Origin of the sequence: Methanoregula sp., from assembly GCF_035543475.1 — an archaeon.
Lineage (GTDB): Archaea > Halobacteriota > Methanomicrobia > Methanomicrobiales > Methanospirillaceae > Methanoregula.
Window position 1 is genome coordinate 108,767 of record NZ_DATKKA010000011.1, and the last position, 13,557, is coordinate 122,323.

15 protein-coding genes are annotated in these 13,557 nt (G+C 57.1%); 6 read left to right on the forward strand and 9 right to left on the reverse strand.

The window, feature by feature from the left end; all coding sequences use genetic code 11:
- Positions 1 to 31 precede the first annotated feature (31 nt).
- The gene (locus tag VMS83_RS05115; RefSeq protein WP_325410515.1) at positions 32 to 988 is read left to right on the forward strand and encodes a transcriptional regulator; all 957 of its coding nucleotides are present in this window, start codon (positions 32 to 34) and stop codon (positions 986 to 988) included.
- 57 nt (positions 989 to 1,045) lie between these two features.
- Here VMS83_RS05115 and VMS83_RS05120 read toward each other — a convergent pair whose 3' ends face one another.
- The 3 genes from VMS83_RS05120 to VMS83_RS05130 all read right to left on the reverse strand — a co-directional run bounded on the left by VMS83_RS05120 (position 1,046) and on the right by VMS83_RS05130 (position 3,925).
- A complete protein-coding gene (locus tag VMS83_RS05120; protein WP_325410517.1) occupies positions 1,046 to 2,797 on the reverse strand; it encodes a DUF2070 family protein in 1,752 nt (583 codons plus the stop codon).
- A 36-nt stretch (positions 2,798 to 2,833) separates the two neighbouring features.
- Positions 2,834 to 3,382, reverse strand: coding sequence for a YqhA family protein (locus VMS83_RS05125; RefSeq protein WP_325410519.1), 549 nt, complete (start codon positions 3,380 to 3,382; stop codon positions 2,834 to 2,836).
- Between the two features lie 93 nt (positions 3,383 to 3,475).
- Positions 3,476 to 3,925, reverse strand: a complete 450-nt coding sequence (locus tag VMS83_RS05130; RefSeq protein ID WP_325410521.1) for a hypothetical protein — start codon at positions 3,923 to 3,925, stop codon at positions 3,476 to 3,478.
- 136 nt (positions 3,926 to 4,061) lie between these two features.
- On the opposite strand from VMS83_RS05130, the gene VMS83_RS05135 reads away from it, so the two are divergent.
- Positions 4,062 to 4,556 carry a hypothetical protein gene (locus tag VMS83_RS05135; protein WP_325410522.1) on the forward strand — a complete coding sequence of 165 codons (495 nt, stop codon included), beginning with the start codon at positions 4,062 to 4,064 and terminating at the stop codon, positions 4,554 to 4,556.
- Between the two features lie 146 nt (positions 4,557 to 4,702).
- Complete coding sequence (thsA, locus tag VMS83_RS05140; protein ID WP_325410524.1) at positions 4,703 to 6,355, forward strand: thermosome subunit alpha; 1,653 nt, start codon at positions 4,703 to 4,705, stop codon at positions 6,353 to 6,355.
- A 280-nt stretch (positions 6,356 to 6,635) separates the two neighbouring features.
- Here thsA and VMS83_RS05145 read toward each other — a convergent pair whose 3' ends face one another.
- A complete protein-coding gene (locus VMS83_RS05145; RefSeq protein ID WP_325410526.1) occupies positions 6,636 to 7,217 on the reverse strand; it encodes a hypothetical protein in 582 nt (193 codons plus the stop codon).
- A gap of 181 nt (positions 7,218 to 7,398) precedes the next feature.
- On the opposite strand from VMS83_RS05145, the gene VMS83_RS05150 reads away from it, so the two are divergent.
- On the forward strand, positions 7,399 to 7,800 hold the full coding sequence (locus VMS83_RS05150) for a hypothetical protein (protein ID WP_325410528.1): 402 nt from the start codon (positions 7,399 to 7,401) through the stop codon (positions 7,798 to 7,800).
- 23 nt (positions 7,801 to 7,823) lie between these two features.
- Here the strand turns inward: VMS83_RS05150 and VMS83_RS05155 are convergent, their stop codons facing one another.
- The 5 genes from VMS83_RS05155 to VMS83_RS05175 all read right to left on the reverse strand — a co-directional run bounded on the left by VMS83_RS05155 (position 7,824) and on the right by VMS83_RS05175 (position 11,470).
- Positions 7,824 to 8,486 (reverse strand): hypothetical protein, encoded by a 663-nt coding sequence (locus VMS83_RS05155; RefSeq protein WP_325410530.1) that lies wholly within the window; start codon positions 8,484 to 8,486, stop codon positions 7,824 to 7,826.
- Positions 8,487 to 8,705: 219 nt separating this feature from the next.
- Positions 8,706 to 8,966 (reverse strand): 4Fe-4S binding protein, encoded by a 261-nt coding sequence (locus VMS83_RS05160; protein WP_325410532.1) that lies wholly within the window; start codon positions 8,964 to 8,966, stop codon positions 8,706 to 8,708.
- Positions 8,963 to 9,490 carry a 2-oxoacid:acceptor oxidoreductase family protein gene (locus VMS83_RS05165; protein ID WP_325410534.1) on the reverse strand — a complete coding sequence of 176 codons (528 nt, stop codon included), beginning with the start codon at positions 9,488 to 9,490 and terminating at the stop codon, positions 8,963 to 8,965. Before VMS83_RS05165 ends, VMS83_RS05160 begins: the two co-directional genes overlap by 4 nt.
- Positions 9,483 to 10,595 carry a transketolase C-terminal domain-containing protein gene (locus VMS83_RS05170; RefSeq protein WP_325410536.1) on the reverse strand — a complete coding sequence of 371 codons (1,113 nt, stop codon included), beginning with the start codon at positions 10,593 to 10,595 and terminating at the stop codon, positions 9,483 to 9,485. The genes VMS83_RS05165 and VMS83_RS05170 overlap by 8 nt, the downstream gene beginning before the upstream one ends.
- A complete protein-coding gene (locus tag VMS83_RS05175) occupies positions 10,592 to 11,470 on the reverse strand; it encodes a thiamine pyrophosphate-dependent enzyme (RefSeq protein WP_325410676.1) in 879 nt (292 codons plus the stop codon). The genes VMS83_RS05170 and VMS83_RS05175 overlap by 4 nt, the downstream gene beginning before the upstream one ends.
- Positions 11,471 to 11,929: 459 nt before the next feature.
- Between VMS83_RS05175 and VMS83_RS05180 the strand changes: the two genes are divergently transcribed.
- Positions 11,930 to 12,415 carry a cation:proton antiporter regulatory subunit gene (locus VMS83_RS05180; protein WP_325410538.1) on the forward strand — a complete coding sequence of 162 codons (486 nt, stop codon included), beginning with the start codon at positions 11,930 to 11,932 and terminating at the stop codon, positions 12,413 to 12,415.
- A complete protein-coding gene (locus VMS83_RS05185) occupies positions 12,415 to 13,557 on the forward strand; it encodes a cation:proton antiporter (protein ID WP_325410540.1) in 1,143 nt (380 codons plus the stop codon). The genes VMS83_RS05180 and VMS83_RS05185 overlap by 1 nt, the downstream gene beginning before the upstream one ends.

The window sequence follows — 13,557 nt, forward strand, 5'->3', positions numbered from 1 at the left end:
ATATGGGCACGCTCCATCCATTTGTAACTGCATGTCTCAGGAACGCCAGCTCCAACTGGTCACGAGCGTAATGATATCGGCCGGGTTCGAGGTCTCGGAGAAGTTTACTCTCCGCCCGCGAAGCTTCGACCTTATTGCACGCAACAACGGGACCCTGCTGGTCATCAAAGTCGTTACGCATATCGACTCGGTGAGCGAGGAAGCGGCGTTCGACCTGGACGTGATTGCACAGCACCTGGGCGGTGTGCCCCTGATCGTGGGGGAACGCGCCCGTGAGGCTGAACTGGAGCGGGGGGCGGTGTACGTCCGGTACGGCATCTACGCGATCAGCGTTGCCACGCTGTACGATTATTTCGTGGAGAAGATCCCGCCGCTCGTGTATGCTTCTCCCGGCGGGCTGTATGTGAACATCAACGGCGATGCCCTGCGGGAGCTCCGGGAGCGGCGCAGCATGTCGCTGGGCGATCTCGGCCAGGTGCTCGGTGTCTCCCGGCGGACGATCAGCAAGTACGAGAGCGGGATGGGAACAACGCTCGATGTGGCGATCCGGATCGAGGAATATTTCAACACGGGCGTTGTCGAATCGATCGATATCGTGAAGCGCGAGCCTGCCGGGCCCGCAAACGAGGAACCGAAACGTGAGCCCGGACCGGGGGGCATCCCGATCGGTTTTCTCGAGGAGCTCGGGATGCAGCTCCATACGCTTCGCGGCGCACCGTTCCAGGCTCTTCTCACGTTCGACCGGCACACGATCCTGACCGGCTACGGCCCGGCGCAGAAGGTGGTAAAAAGGGCCGCCCTGATCAGCAACCTCTCGAAGATTGCAAAGAAACACGCGATGTGCGTTATCACCGATTACCACCACGAGAAGAAGATCGGGAGGACGCTCGTGATCGGCGAAGACCGGCTGCACGATCTCCGCGACGGCTCGGAGCTGCTCGACCTGATCGGTGACAGCGGTACCGATCCCTCATCTGCAGACTGGTGAGTAGCCCTTTCTCTTATATCGGGATCTCGTTTTCCCGCCGTTGTCGCCCGCCCTGCATCAGTACACAAGCAGGTAATAGGCCATTGCAGTGGTCAGGAATGCCCCGAGAATGACAATGATCGCGATCGGGAGCAGGAAGCCCATCATCCCGTTCACCGTGGACGCAAGCTGTGAAATTCTCTGGGACCCGAAGACCACGATCCCGTGGCAGTAGTGGGTCACCCCTGCCGATCGGGCCGGCGCCGCATCGGTGAGGGCCGCGAGGGCTGCCTCTTCGATGACCGGGTAAAATGAGTCGACCGGCACCCGGAGCCCGACCTGGTTCCTCCCCGAGACCGTGTTGACCACGTGGGTATCGGTGGTCATCACCTCGCATTCGTCCACGAGGGAGAGCAGCCGTTTCCGGATCTCATCGCGTGCCCCGGTCTGCATGTTGTTCCCGTCAACGAGGACGTATGCCGTGGTACGGCCACCCGAGCTGATGACCAGCACCTGGACGCCGAGATCACCAAAGCCGTCCTGCCGGGAGAACGGGAAGGGGCGGCCTGCGTAGCCTGCGGAGAATGCGGCCTGAGGCTCCTGAGCGGCTGCGGCAAATGCGGCTTCCGCAGCACCGAGGTACTCCATGGCAAGCTCCGTTGCCGGGTACACGCCGTCTGAAAGAGTGTCCATGCAGTTGTGCGCATCGACAAAACCGATATTGCGGAAGTACTTCTCCCCGGATTTTATGATGGCAAAGCCGACTGCAAACTCGAGGTCCTCGGTGACCTGGGGGGACCGGGTCGCCGCGGCGATCACGGTGTCACCGAATGCCTGCACGATCACGTCCACCGAACCGCACCGGTGCCGTGCCGGGACCGTGCAGCCGGTCCCGGTGCAGGACCGGGGCAGGGAGGCAAGCACACCTGCTCCCAGTTTTTTCACCTCGTCCTCGTCCACCGGGTTAAAATCGTGCGAAGCTGCCCCGTGGAAGACCATCGAAGCGTTACCGAGGATGCCGTGAAGGATCTTGGGAAGGTTACTCCCGCCGATCTCCCCGAGTGGTCCGGGGTGGACATTGGGGATCGTGACCCGGATCTCCTCTTTTCCCTCCCGCTGCAGGACAAGCGAGACCTGCGGCACCACCACGCTCTCACCAATGCTCCGGAAGAATTCGTCAAGCTTGTGACTCCCTTCCGAGAGATGGGCGAGGAAGGCATTCGCCAGTTCGAGAGGACCGACTTTGAAGTTGGCCTTCATCGGCCGCTCGATCACGATGATGAATACGAGCACTCCCACGGCAAAGCTGATGTGGAGGAGGATGGAGAGCTGGAGATACGAGAGGCCAAGGAACGGGGCTGCCCCGATGACCGCGATACCGGAATGGATGAGGGCCGGGACCACCACCTTCCGGAGGTGGAAATCAACTACAGCGGCCAGAAGGAGCATCCGGAACGCAAAAACGAACGCAAGCGAGGCAGCAAAGAAGACCGGGAACGATGAGGCAAAGAAGAGGACGGGGGAAAGCGAGATAAAAAGCGAGATGACCAGACCGATGGCCGCCGTGAGTCCCGACCAGTCATAGGTCAGCTTCCCGCCAAACAGCCCGGCCAGCCCCGGCGTCAGGGTGAGAGCAGCGAGCGCCGGGATAAGATAGGCAAAGACCGGGAAGAGGCTGGGGTGCAGAAGGGAACGGTGGCTCCCCAGCATCGCCATCAGTTCCAGACACCCGCAGAGGAGCAGGATCAGGGCAGCGGATTTTACCCACGACGGGCTTGTGACGATGTACTTCGAGAGGGCTTCCAGCTTGAGATCGTTTTCCCCTGACACCGGTGCACCCTCGTCCCTGTCTCCCGCCCGGCCCTGTTAGTCCTGTCCTTTGGTTTCGCCCTTGAACCGGCCCACGATGCTCAGGATATAGCCGGTGGCGATCATCACCAGCGCAATCCCGAACCCGAGAGCGGCGATATCAACGCCTCCTGACCAGGTGGCTGCAAAGCCCAGGAAGATCACCGGGAGGAGCACCACGATCACCACAAGGAGACGCTCCTTGAGCGCATCGAGCGACGGGGTATCCAGCCACTTCGGGAGGCTGAGGTCAGGCTTGATGAAAAGCTGGAAGAGACCGATGGCGATGATCACGAGCACGATGCCAATCAGGTTGAGGTCGATCATCTCGGTCATGTTCACCGCGAGATACTTTCCCGCCCCTTCGGATAATAGACCGGATCCCCCCACGTGCATCACGATCCGGTAAAGCTCCGCAAACCCGTAGGTGATCACGATGACGGCGGCAATAAACAGGCCGGTAATGGCGAGGATCACCAGGGCCCGGGTGACCGTGAACATGTTCGCAATCCAGCGCCTCTTCTTTCCCGGGCCGTTACCTGTGATGGCCGGTGGTGCAGCAGTCATGTGTCGTCAAGGAAACCTTTTCGTATGTCAGTATTTAGCCGTTGCGAGATGGGGGCGAATCAGGCAGCGTGATACAACGCAGAACCGCGGCCCCTAGAGGGTTGTTTCGAGAACGACCTGATCGGTGACCACGCCATTATTGGTGAAATGTCCTGTCCCGACAACGTGATCCTGCCCGGGATCATGGGCTGCGAAAAGTTCGGATGTCCCCATGGGCAAAGACAAAGCACCGCTGACAGGCCCGATACTTCCCTCGCTGATTCCATTGACCGTTATGGAAATGTACTGGAGGTACGCTGCATCCTGTCCCCCCTGGTACGTTATTTCGAGGGTTCTCGGGGTGGATCGTGACACGGTTGCAGCGACAATATAGGTTTGCCCGACGGTCGCTTCCGCTGGCACGAAGTTGGTCTGTGCCGGGGCCACCGCAGGAGATGCAGATGAAGAAGTGCTCCCGGTGGGAATCTGGACGCAACCGGTGACAAAGAGCACCATGACAAGAGCGGAGAGGATTCCCAGGCCCGCTGACTTCATGGCTTTCATATGTGTTCAATGGTTTTTGGTCTCTTTATATTTTTGAACGTCCTGACAATGCACCGGAACTGAATGTGGATTAAACTCAAACTGGAATCAAAAATGCAGTGTCATTATATAGAGTTAATATATAATCAAGTTGCTAATGCTTTCGGACGAATACGACGATCCAATAGAATATGAAGATGCCTGTTGCTATCCAGAAGACTGTGAAGGTAATGATATCGAAAGTGAAGACAAGGATTGGGAAGTCGAGGAGTATTATGAGACCGAAGAAGATGAATACGAGGATGAGTGCCTAAAGAAAGAACAGAAATTGTTGAAATGTGATGATGATACCAATAAACGGTATATCAGAATTCACAATTGCAGTATACTTTCCGAAACTCCCCATGAAATTGCAGAACTAATTATCAAAGCAGAAGAAAGGAAGGCCAAATCTGGTTTAATAATCGGTTTTATTTGTATCCTATTGGGGGCTGGTCTTACCGTCAGTGGGGCAACCGGGGCAATAAATTGGAATTTTAATATCGGTGGTTTCAATAGTTCTTTATCAAACGCTGCTCCCGGGGTTGTATTAATGATAATTGGTTTTTTGGTGATAATCGTGACAAATTACAAAGTTGTTGTAAAAAAATAAGTCGTGTTATTATCCCCCGCGACTTATCGCCACCCGCAAATAAACTCGAACATCCGTTAAGTTATCAGAACCCTCTCCAATAAATTTTATATAGAACCACAAACCAATTTTAGTGCTAAATCTGAGCTAAAAGTGGTGATAATTTCATGTCACAGCAACTTGGAGGACAACCCATTCTCATTCTCAAAGAAGGTACCAACCGTACCCGCGGCCGCGACGCCCAGGGTATGAACATCACCGCTGCCATGGCAGTTGCCAGCGCAGTCAGGACCACACTCGGCCCCAAGGGTATGGACAAGATGCTTGTCGATACCATCGGCGATGTCGTGATCACCAACGATGGTGTCACCATCTTAAAGGAAATGGACATCGAGCACCCGGCCGCAAAGATGATGGTCGAGGTTGCAAAGACCCAGGACGACGAAGTCGGCGACGGGACCACCACCGCAGTCATCATCGGCGGGGAGCTCCTGAAGAAAGCTGAGGGACTTCTCGAACAGGACGTCCACCCGACCATTATCGCCGCAGGATACCGGCAGGCCGCAGAGAAGGCCCAGGAGTTCTTAAAAGACATCGCCATCGATGTCAAGGCAAGTGACAAGGCGATGCTCAAGAAGATCGCCGAGACCGCAATGACCGGCAAGAGCGCAGAAGCATCCAAGGACAAGCTCTGTGACCTCGTCGTCAAGGCAGTCACCATGGTCGCCGATGAAGACGGCACCGTTGACACCGACAATATCAAGGTCGAGAAGAAGACCGGTGGCAGCATCGAGGACTCCGAGATCGTCGAGGGCGTCCTTGTCGACAAGGAGCGTGTCCACCCGGCCATGCCCAAGAAGGTTACCAATGCAAAGATCCTGCTCCTGAACGCAGCAGTCGAGTTCAAGAAGACCGAAGTCGACGCCGAGATCAATATTACCCACCCCGAGCAGCTCCAGGCATTCCTCGACGAAGAGGAGCGCATGGTCAGGAACATCGTCGACAAGGTAGCAGCAAGCGGCGCCAACGTCCTCTTCTGCCAGAAAGGTATCGACGACATCGCCCAGCACTACCTGGCAAAGGCCGGCATCTTCGCCGTCCGCCGTGTCAAGAAGAGCGACATGGAGAAGCTCGCCCGGGCAACCGGTGGCAGCCTCGTTTCCTCTATCGACGCGATCAGCAAGGAAGAGCTCGGCAAGGCCGGCCTTGTGGAAGAGCGCAAGGTCTCCGGCGAAGAGATGACGTTTGTCGAACAGTGCAAGAATCCCAAGGCGGTCTCGATCATCGTCCGCGGTGGCACTGAGCACGTGGTCGACGAACTCGACCGCGCCATCAACGACGCCCTCCGCGTTGTCGGTGTTGTTGTTGAGGACAAGAAGGTCGTCGCCGGCGGCGGCGCACCCGAGACCGAGCTCTCCCTCCGGCTCCGCGAGTACGCAGCCAGCGTTGGTGGCAGGGCCCAGCTCGCTATCGAAGCGTTCGCAGCAGCCCTCGAGATTATCCCGCGCACCCTTGCAGAGAACGCAGGTCTTGACCCCATCGACATGCTTGTCGAGATCCGTGCAGCCCACGAGAAGGGCAAGAAGACCTTCGGCCTTGATGTCTACGAAGGCAAGGCAACCGACATGAAGGCAGCCGGCGTTGTCGAGCCGCTCCGTGTCAAGACCCAGGCCATCTCATCGGCCGCAGAAGCCGCGATCATGATCCTCCGTATCGACGATGTGATCGCATCCTCCAAGTCCCCCGGCCCGGCACCCGGTGCAGGCGGCCCCGGCGGCATGGGTGGCATGCCCCCCGGCATGGGCGGTATGGATTTCTAAATCCCCCCAGAAAGATCCATTTTTTTATTTTTGCATCCCGTTGAATCATCCTTCATCCGGGAGTGGGAACTACTGTGTATTCTCCTCTGACGGGTCTACACAGCCGTCTGTTAAAAGCAGAATAATTTTTAAATCCGGAAAGCGGCCGGCTCTGCGATCCTATCCCGGATGTTCATGAATTCTCAGAAAAATGCTTCCTTGGCGAGAATTTCCGAACGCCAACTGAAAGTATGATTGATACTTCGGGGAAAAACCAAAAAAAAGAGGTAAGGATCTCTCCTTACGCATGATTGTAACTGGTTACACCGGAAGGCTCTTGGACAATAATGGTTCCCGTTATCGACTGGTTATCTGCCAATGCAACGACAAATGAACCTGAGCTCTGGCTGAAGGTGTAAGGGAACGCACCGCCCGGAATGAGGGCTCCGGAGTTGAACATACCGGTGTTGTTCCCGATGGTCATGATCGAGTGGGTGACGTTGTCAGCGTTCACAAAAGAGACACTGGTGCCCGTGAGGACGATATCCGACTGGGGCACGAAACCCGCGCTGGTGAAGCGGATGGTCGTGATCCCGGTGGCCGGGGTCATCGTGGCCGTAACATTTACGGGTGCTGCAGTTGTTGTGACTGCTGCCGTGGTCATATTTGCTGCTGGTGCAGTCACGTTTGCCATAACCGTCTCGTTGGTGGCCGGGGCAGTGGTCTCCGCCATGGTTGCGACCGGGGTTGCTGCCGTGGTAACTTCCGTTGTGGGAACCGTTGTTGCAACGGTCGTCTGCGCGGAAGGCGATGCGGTCTGTGTACACCCGGTGACTGCCACCAGTGCGACAAGAAGGATAATAAATCCCATGAGCAGTTTCATATGGGTATACATGAATTTTCCATAATTAAATAAATTTACCTTTTTTACGGCTAAATCCCGTGCAGATTGGGAAAAAAAACCTGAATTGTTGTGTTCACGGTGCACCCGCCATGTAACGGAGCGATCTTTGTTCCTCCAGCGGCGTAAGGTTAATGATACCCCGGGTGCACACCACTCCTCCATGAGCGACCGGTTTATCAGCACGAAATACCGCACGGACTGTTACCACTGCCGGGAGCTGGCAGACCAGCACATCCAGGTCATGCCCAACCGCACCGATGTCACCTGCGGGCATTGCGGCGCCACTCGTGTTTTCGTTCCCGTTATCGAGGATGTGGACGAAGCCGGGCAGTTTGTAAAACCCGGCCGCTGGCCGGTCTGGTCACTTGCGGAACAGGCGGTGTGCCGGAACTGCGGCGTTGACGGCCTCCACGATCTTACGGTCGGTTGTCGCAATATCACGGTGCGGTGCCGGAACTGCCACTTTACCCACCTGTACCGGTTCAATCTCGAATACATGGCAGAAGAGCATTCTGATGAGAAACCGGCCGGCGTGGTCTCCGGACACGCGTTCTGCCCGTAACAGAACTCAATAAAAAAGTGTGGTTATATACAGCTCATGCACTGCAGGGCCGGGTAGGTGTCTGCATAGCATTCAAGGCTGTCCTGTAAGCGGGCAGCGAGCTTCTGGTTTTTTGCGAGGATGAAAAAGACCAGCTCGTTGTCAGTGATGACGGCAGGTTTTAAACCGGTGCATTCTTCCAGCCGGGCAACAATTGCCGGGATAGCCTCCCGATGTTTTCCGCGGGACAGGTGCTGGTAAAGCATCAGGACCGAGCCGGCGTCCATCCGGTCAGACACGGTTTTTATCTCGGTGAAGAGGAGATGCCTGCAATCCGTATTCTCCTCTGCAAGACCTGTTTCCGGGTCAATAAAGATCAGGGATTTTTTGGGGAGCTTCCCGAAGACAGACCGGAAATAGGCCCCTCGGGCATCGTTCGTGAACTGCTGCCTGCCCGGGATATCGATGAAGATCAGCTCCCTGCCAAAATACGTACAAACCCCTTCAATATAGGCAAGGTCTGTGTCGATCTCCTGCAGCCGCTCCATGTGCTCCCGGAGTCTCTGGTTCTGGCTGCCGGCTTTTCCGGAACGGTACGCTTTTTTTAAGTCCTTTCCCGCACCGTTTTTCCGGGACCCTTCAGACTCTGTTCCTGTCAACATCGGGACGAAGGTGAATCCCTCCAGTTCGGGGAGAGATTTCATCATATGCCGTACCAAATCAAATTTGAAGAGATCCCGGGTATCTCCAAAACACCTGCCGCCCACAGTGCCGCACCTGAATCGGTATATTAAGGCAGAGCATCAAAAAGGTTCCGAATTGCACCACCGTCGGAAGATCATTTCTTTCCTGCGTAAACGATCCCCCCAACCGGTGCCGGAAAAAGTGAATATGGCGGGAAAAAAAAGAAACGCTCTCTTTTGGTGCTACTTCTCTTCCCGTACCATCGCGATCGCTTTTTTCGGACACTCGTTTGCGCAGATCCCACAGCCTTTGCAGAACGCCAGGTCAACGTTGAGGTCGTCGTCGATTACGCCGTCCGGGCAGTACATTGAGCACAGCCCGCACGCGTTGCACTTCTCCTTATCCACGACCGGCTTAAAGACCCGCCACGAGCCGGTCTGGCCGGCAGCGCCCTCCGTTGGCCGGCTCACGGCAAGCCGTTCCCGTTTTGTGGTTGAGCTCATGTGTTCATCTCCTTATAGGCTGCCTCTGCCGCTTTCACGTTGCGCTCATCAGTAAACATCCCCCGGATTGCATCCTTTGCGGAGCCTGCCGAGATGATTCCCATTTTTGCAAGCGCCCCGAGCACCGGGGTGTTGAGGATCGGGCTGCCCGCAACAACGAGGTTCTCTTTGAGGGCGATGCCGGTCAGGTCGACATTGTATGTCGTGTATCCGGCAAATTCCGGCTTATGGGCGCTGTTGATAAGCACGCGGCCGCCTTTTTTCAGGCCGTGGAGCACATCGACCGTCTCCATCACGCTCGCGTCGAGCACCACGACAAGGTCCGGCTGCCGGATCTGGCTGTATACCTTGATCGGGTGGTCATCGATCCGGACAAACGAGACAACCGGCGCCCCGCGGCGCTCGGCGCCGTAGAAGGGGCAGGCGGTCGCGTACTTCCCGTCATGGAGCGCGGCCGTGGCAAGGAGCCGGGCTGCGGTTACGCCACCCTGCCCGCCCCGGGAGTGGATCCGGATCTCAAACATGGGTGTTCACCCCGAACCAGAACTCCGTACCTGTGCGGCGTTTCCGGACAAACTCAGCGATGTCATCGTACGTGACCTCCTGGCCCCCAAGGCCGGCGATCACACTGAAAACATCGCAGTGGCACTTAGCCATGATCTCGTGGGCAACGATCCCGCCGTACCCGAACGAGTAGTCGCGGTCGATAACCACGACCTCCTTTCCCTTAAGGTCAAGCTTCGGGAAGGGGCGGAACCAGCGCAGGCGCATCGAGCCGGCCTTTATCCCCTCTTTTCGCAGGATATCGATCGCAACCTCGGCCTCCTTCCCGAGCGTGCCCATAGCGATAAGGATCACGTCCGCATCCTCGCACCGGTACTCCTCGGTCGGGCCGTACTTCCGGCCGAACCGCTTTGCGAAGTCCCTCTCGGTCTCCGCAATCACCTTCTCCGAATCGCGGATCGAGCGCTCGATATCCCACCTGAACCGGAAATGCTGGTCAGGCCCGGTCAGCCCACCATAGCCGGCCGGGTTTTTCACATCAATTGCATGGGGCAGGTGAATCGGAGGGATAAAGTCCCCGGGCTCTACGGTGTCGAGGGGCTGCATGATATGGGAGAGGACAAAGCCGTCGAGATTGACCATCACCGGCAGGAGCACATCGTTATGCTCCGCGATCCGGAACGCCATGAGGGTCGTGTCGTAGGCCTCCTGCACGGTCGAGACATAGACCTGGAGCCAGCCGGTGTCACGCTCCTGCATCGCATCGGTGTGCTCGGCCCAGATGTTCCAGCCGGGCCCAAGCGACCGGTTCACGTTCGCCATCACGATGGGCAGGCGTGCGCCCGCCGCCCAGTTTGTCATCTCGTGCATGTAGAGCAGACCGTGGGCGCTTGTCGCGGTAAACGTCCGCACGCCCGTGATGCTCGCGCCGATGCAGGCTGCCATCGCGGAGTGCTCGCTCTCGACCGGGATGTACCGGCTCTGCATCTGGCCGCTCGTGACGTAATCCGCGATCGTCTCAACGATCTCTGTCTGGGGGGTGATCGGGTATGCCGCAACCACTTCGGGCAGCGCCTGTTTGACCGCTTTTGCGACCGCCTTGTTACCTGTTGAGATCTCTCTCATGCTGACACCTCCTCTGCGGCAAGTTTTTTGAGGTTCTCTGCCAGGCGCTGCTTGAGGATCTCCAGCGACTTTGCATCGATGCCCTTGAACCGGCCCTGCGGGCCAAGGTAATCTTCGAGCGGCAGCGGTTTCTTCATTGCGGCCTTCGACGGAGCGCTGATGGAAAGTTTCCCGTGCTCGCGCTCGTAGAGCACCCACATGCCGGACTTTACCGCGAGTTTTCCCATCTCAATGGTCTTCTCAGTCGGGTACCGCCAGCCGGGCGGGCAGGGTGCGAGGATGTGAATGAAGGTCGGGCCCCGGAACGTGAGCGCCTTTGCCACCTTCTTATAGATGTCCTGCGGGTAGGCGCTGCAGGCCGTTGCCATATACTCAAGATGATGAGCGGCCGCAATCGCATCGATATCTTTCTTCTCGACCGTCTTTCCCGTAGGGGTGGTGGTGGTTCGTGCACCCAGTGGTGTCGCACCCGAGCGCTGCATGCCGGTGTTCCCGTAGGCCTCGTTGTCGTAGCAGATGTACAGGAAATCGGTACCCCGCTCGAACGCGCCCGACATCGACTGGATGCCGATATCGAGCGTCCCACCGTCACCGGCGTAGACGATCACGTTCGTTTTCTTGCCGGTTGCCCGGAATGCTTCCGACATCCCCGAAGCACATGCCGCCGCCGCGGCGAATGCGACGTTATAGACCGGCACGTTCATCGCGGTGTTGGGGTAGATCCCCTGGATGACACTCGTACAACACGCGGGCACCACAAGCACGGTGTCGGGCCCGGCCGCTTTGAGCACGTAGCGCAGGGTCAGGGACGAACTACATCCGGCACATGCAGACGTGCACTTTTTCAGGTACTCTTCCTTTGGGATTTCTGCGATGATGACCAACTCCTCGAGACGGGATGAACAGATGGGCGCGGGAACACGCGTCCGATTTATCATTATTTGTCATCAGTACGCAAAAAAAGGTGCTGGTTCTGCCCCCAACCCCTGCTACCTGTACTCCCGGCATCACTTTCACCCTGCCCGGTCGGGGGTTTAAACACCGGCTCTTTCAACATCAGGTATGAGGAGGATACAACCTCAGGGCATCATGTGTACCGGAACGCGGTACAGTCTGTGAACTGCCATCCTCCCGGCCTCTCAGAACAAAAACCCTTGAATGAGACCCCAAAAACGCATGAGCGGGACCCTCTCACCTGCTTGTGCCCCGGGCTCTTTTTGTTATCCTGTCTTCGCTTACGATGTCCCCTGCCACCTGCACCCTTCTCCTTTGCCGCAGCGGCCCTTCCTTTGGAAAAAGCAATATATTTTAGGAACATTTCTCTAATGTCTCCTATGGCTCTTCGATCCCTCAACCTTCCCGGTGTTGGAACAAAATACGAATTCGAGACTGAGAAGGGCGACACCGTTGCGATCTTTTTTACCAAGACCGGCACCATCCAGATGTACACCCTCCAGAAGGGCTGCCATACCCCAAGTGCCGCTGAGATGACCCCGGTGGAGGCACGCAGGCTGGGTAACATCCTGACCGGAGCGATCATCGAGGCCGACCAGGAAAGCGTGGAGATCGCGTTCTCGGCGCTTGCCGATCTCCGGGTTACCATCCATTCCTATATCATCCCCAGGGCAATTGCCGGGAAGACGATCGAAGACCTCAGGATCCGGGCCAAGACCGGAACGACCGTGATTGCGGTCTCAAGAAATGAGCGAAACATCATTAATCCCCCACCCTCGTTCGTATTCGAGACCGGCGACGCAGTCCTGGTGATTGGCGAATCAGATCAGCTCAGATTGTTTGAACGTGAGATCATGGTGGATTGATGGAAGGCATCATCATCGCCCTTTTTGTCTGCCTGGTGCTCGCGCTGGTCAGCAAGTACCTGTCGATCCCGGCGATCCCGTTCTACATCATCGCGGGGGTAGTCCTGGGAAAGGCCGGCCTCGGGCTTGTGGCATCCGACCAGATCAGCAGTTTCTTCTCCGATATGGGGCTGATCTTTCTGCTCTTCTTTGTGGGCCTCGGCCTCAAGGTCGATAAAATCTCCGAGAACCAGCGGGAAGTGCTCACGAGCGGGATCATCGATCTCAACGTCAACATGCTGATCGGCTTTGCGGCCGCGTACCTGCTCGGGTTCTCGCTTATCGAGTCGCTTATCGTCGCAGCGGCGTTCTACAGCTCCAGCACTGCACTTGCCGTCACCTCCCTTATCGAGAACCGGAAACTGATGATGCGGGAGTCCGAGACGATCATCTGGCTGATGGTTTTTGAGGATCTCGTGTTGATCGTCATCCTCGCCCTCCTCTCGGCGGGCAACGAGAACCTACTCCTCTTTGCCGTGGAGGTTCTTGGCGGCCTTGCGATCATGTACGCCCTTGCCCATTACGGGAAGGAGTTCCTGGTCTCGATCCTCGAGCGTGATGACGAGCTGCCGGTCCTCTTTACGTTCGTCGCGGTGGTGGCAACGGCAGGCTTTGCCCTGTTCCTAGGCATCCCGGACACGCTGATGGTGATCGCGCTCGGGGCGGCCTTTGCCACTACCGATCCGGATGCATTCGAGCAGCATGCCCGCCCGTTCAAGGATGTCTTCCTGGTGATCTTCTTTGTCTTTTTCGGGATCACCATCAACCTGTCCGGTACCATCAACCTGAACATGATCGGGATCATCTGTATCCTTGCCGTTGCCAGCAAGCTGATCTCCGGTGTGCTGACAGGTCTCGCCCTCTATGGATCTGCCAAGTCGGGTCTCGAGATCTGGACCAACACCATTGCCCGGGGTGAGTTCTCCATTGCTCTTGCCGCCCTGTATGGGTCACCCCCGGTTGCTGCCACGATTGCCGTGATGGTGATCGTGACCTCTCTGGTCGGGTCGTTTGCGGCGAAGTACTCCGGCGTTTTCACCCATGGGTTCCGGGGCGGATCCCGCCATCGCGGCCCCCCTCATAAGATACGGGCAGGCCATTGA

What these genes read in the sequence shown, in the direction of transcription:
- VMS83_RS05115 (WP_325410515.1), top strand. Translation starts at nt 32, where the DNA reads ATGTCTCAGGAACGCCAGCTCCAACTGGTCACGAGCGTAATGATATCG.
- VMS83_RS05135 (WP_325410522.1), top strand. Translation starts at nt 4,062, where the DNA reads ATGCTTTCGGACGAATACGACGATCCAATAGAATATGAAGATGCCTGT.
- VMS83_RS05180 (WP_325410538.1), top strand. Translation starts at nt 11,930, where the DNA reads ATGGCTCTTCGATCCCTCAACCTTCCCGGTGTTGGAACAAAATACGAA.
- VMS83_RS05185 (WP_325410540.1), top strand. Translation starts at nt 12,415, where the DNA reads ATGGAAGGCATCATCATCGCCCTTTTTGTCTGCCTGGTGCTCGCGCTG.
- thsA (WP_325410524.1), top strand. Translation starts at nt 4,703, where the DNA reads ATGTCACAGCAACTTGGAGGACAACCCATTCTCATTCTCAAAGAAGGT.
- VMS83_RS05145 (WP_325410526.1), bottom strand. Translation starts at nt 7,217, where the DNA reads ATGAAACTGCTCATGGGATTTATTATCCTTCTTGTCGCACTGGTGGCA.
- VMS83_RS05155 (WP_325410530.1), bottom strand. Translation starts at nt 8,486, where the DNA reads ATGATGAAATCTCTCCCCGAACTGGAGGGATTCACCTTCGTCCCGATG.
- VMS83_RS05150 (WP_325410528.1), top strand. Translation starts at nt 7,399, where the DNA reads ATGAGCGACCGGTTTATCAGCACGAAATACCGCACGGACTGTTACCAC.
- VMS83_RS05165 (WP_325410534.1), bottom strand. Translation starts at nt 9,490, where the DNA reads ATGTTTGAGATCCGGATCCACTCCCGGGGCGGGCAGGGTGGCGTAACC.
- VMS83_RS05125 (WP_325410519.1), bottom strand. Translation starts at nt 3,382, where the DNA reads ATGACTGCTGCACCACCGGCCATCACAGGTAACGGCCCGGGAAAGAAG.
- VMS83_RS05170 (WP_325410536.1), bottom strand. Translation starts at nt 10,595, where the DNA reads ATGAGAGAGATCTCAACAGGTAACAAGGCGGTCGCAAAAGCGGTCAAA.
- VMS83_RS05130 (WP_325410521.1), bottom strand. Translation starts at nt 3,925, where the DNA reads ATGAAAGCCATGAAGTCAGCGGGCCTGGGAATCCTCTCCGCTCTTGTC.
- VMS83_RS05160 (WP_325410532.1), bottom strand. Translation starts at nt 8,966, where the DNA reads ATGAGCTCAACCACAAAACGGGAACGGCTTGCCGTGAGCCGGCCAACG.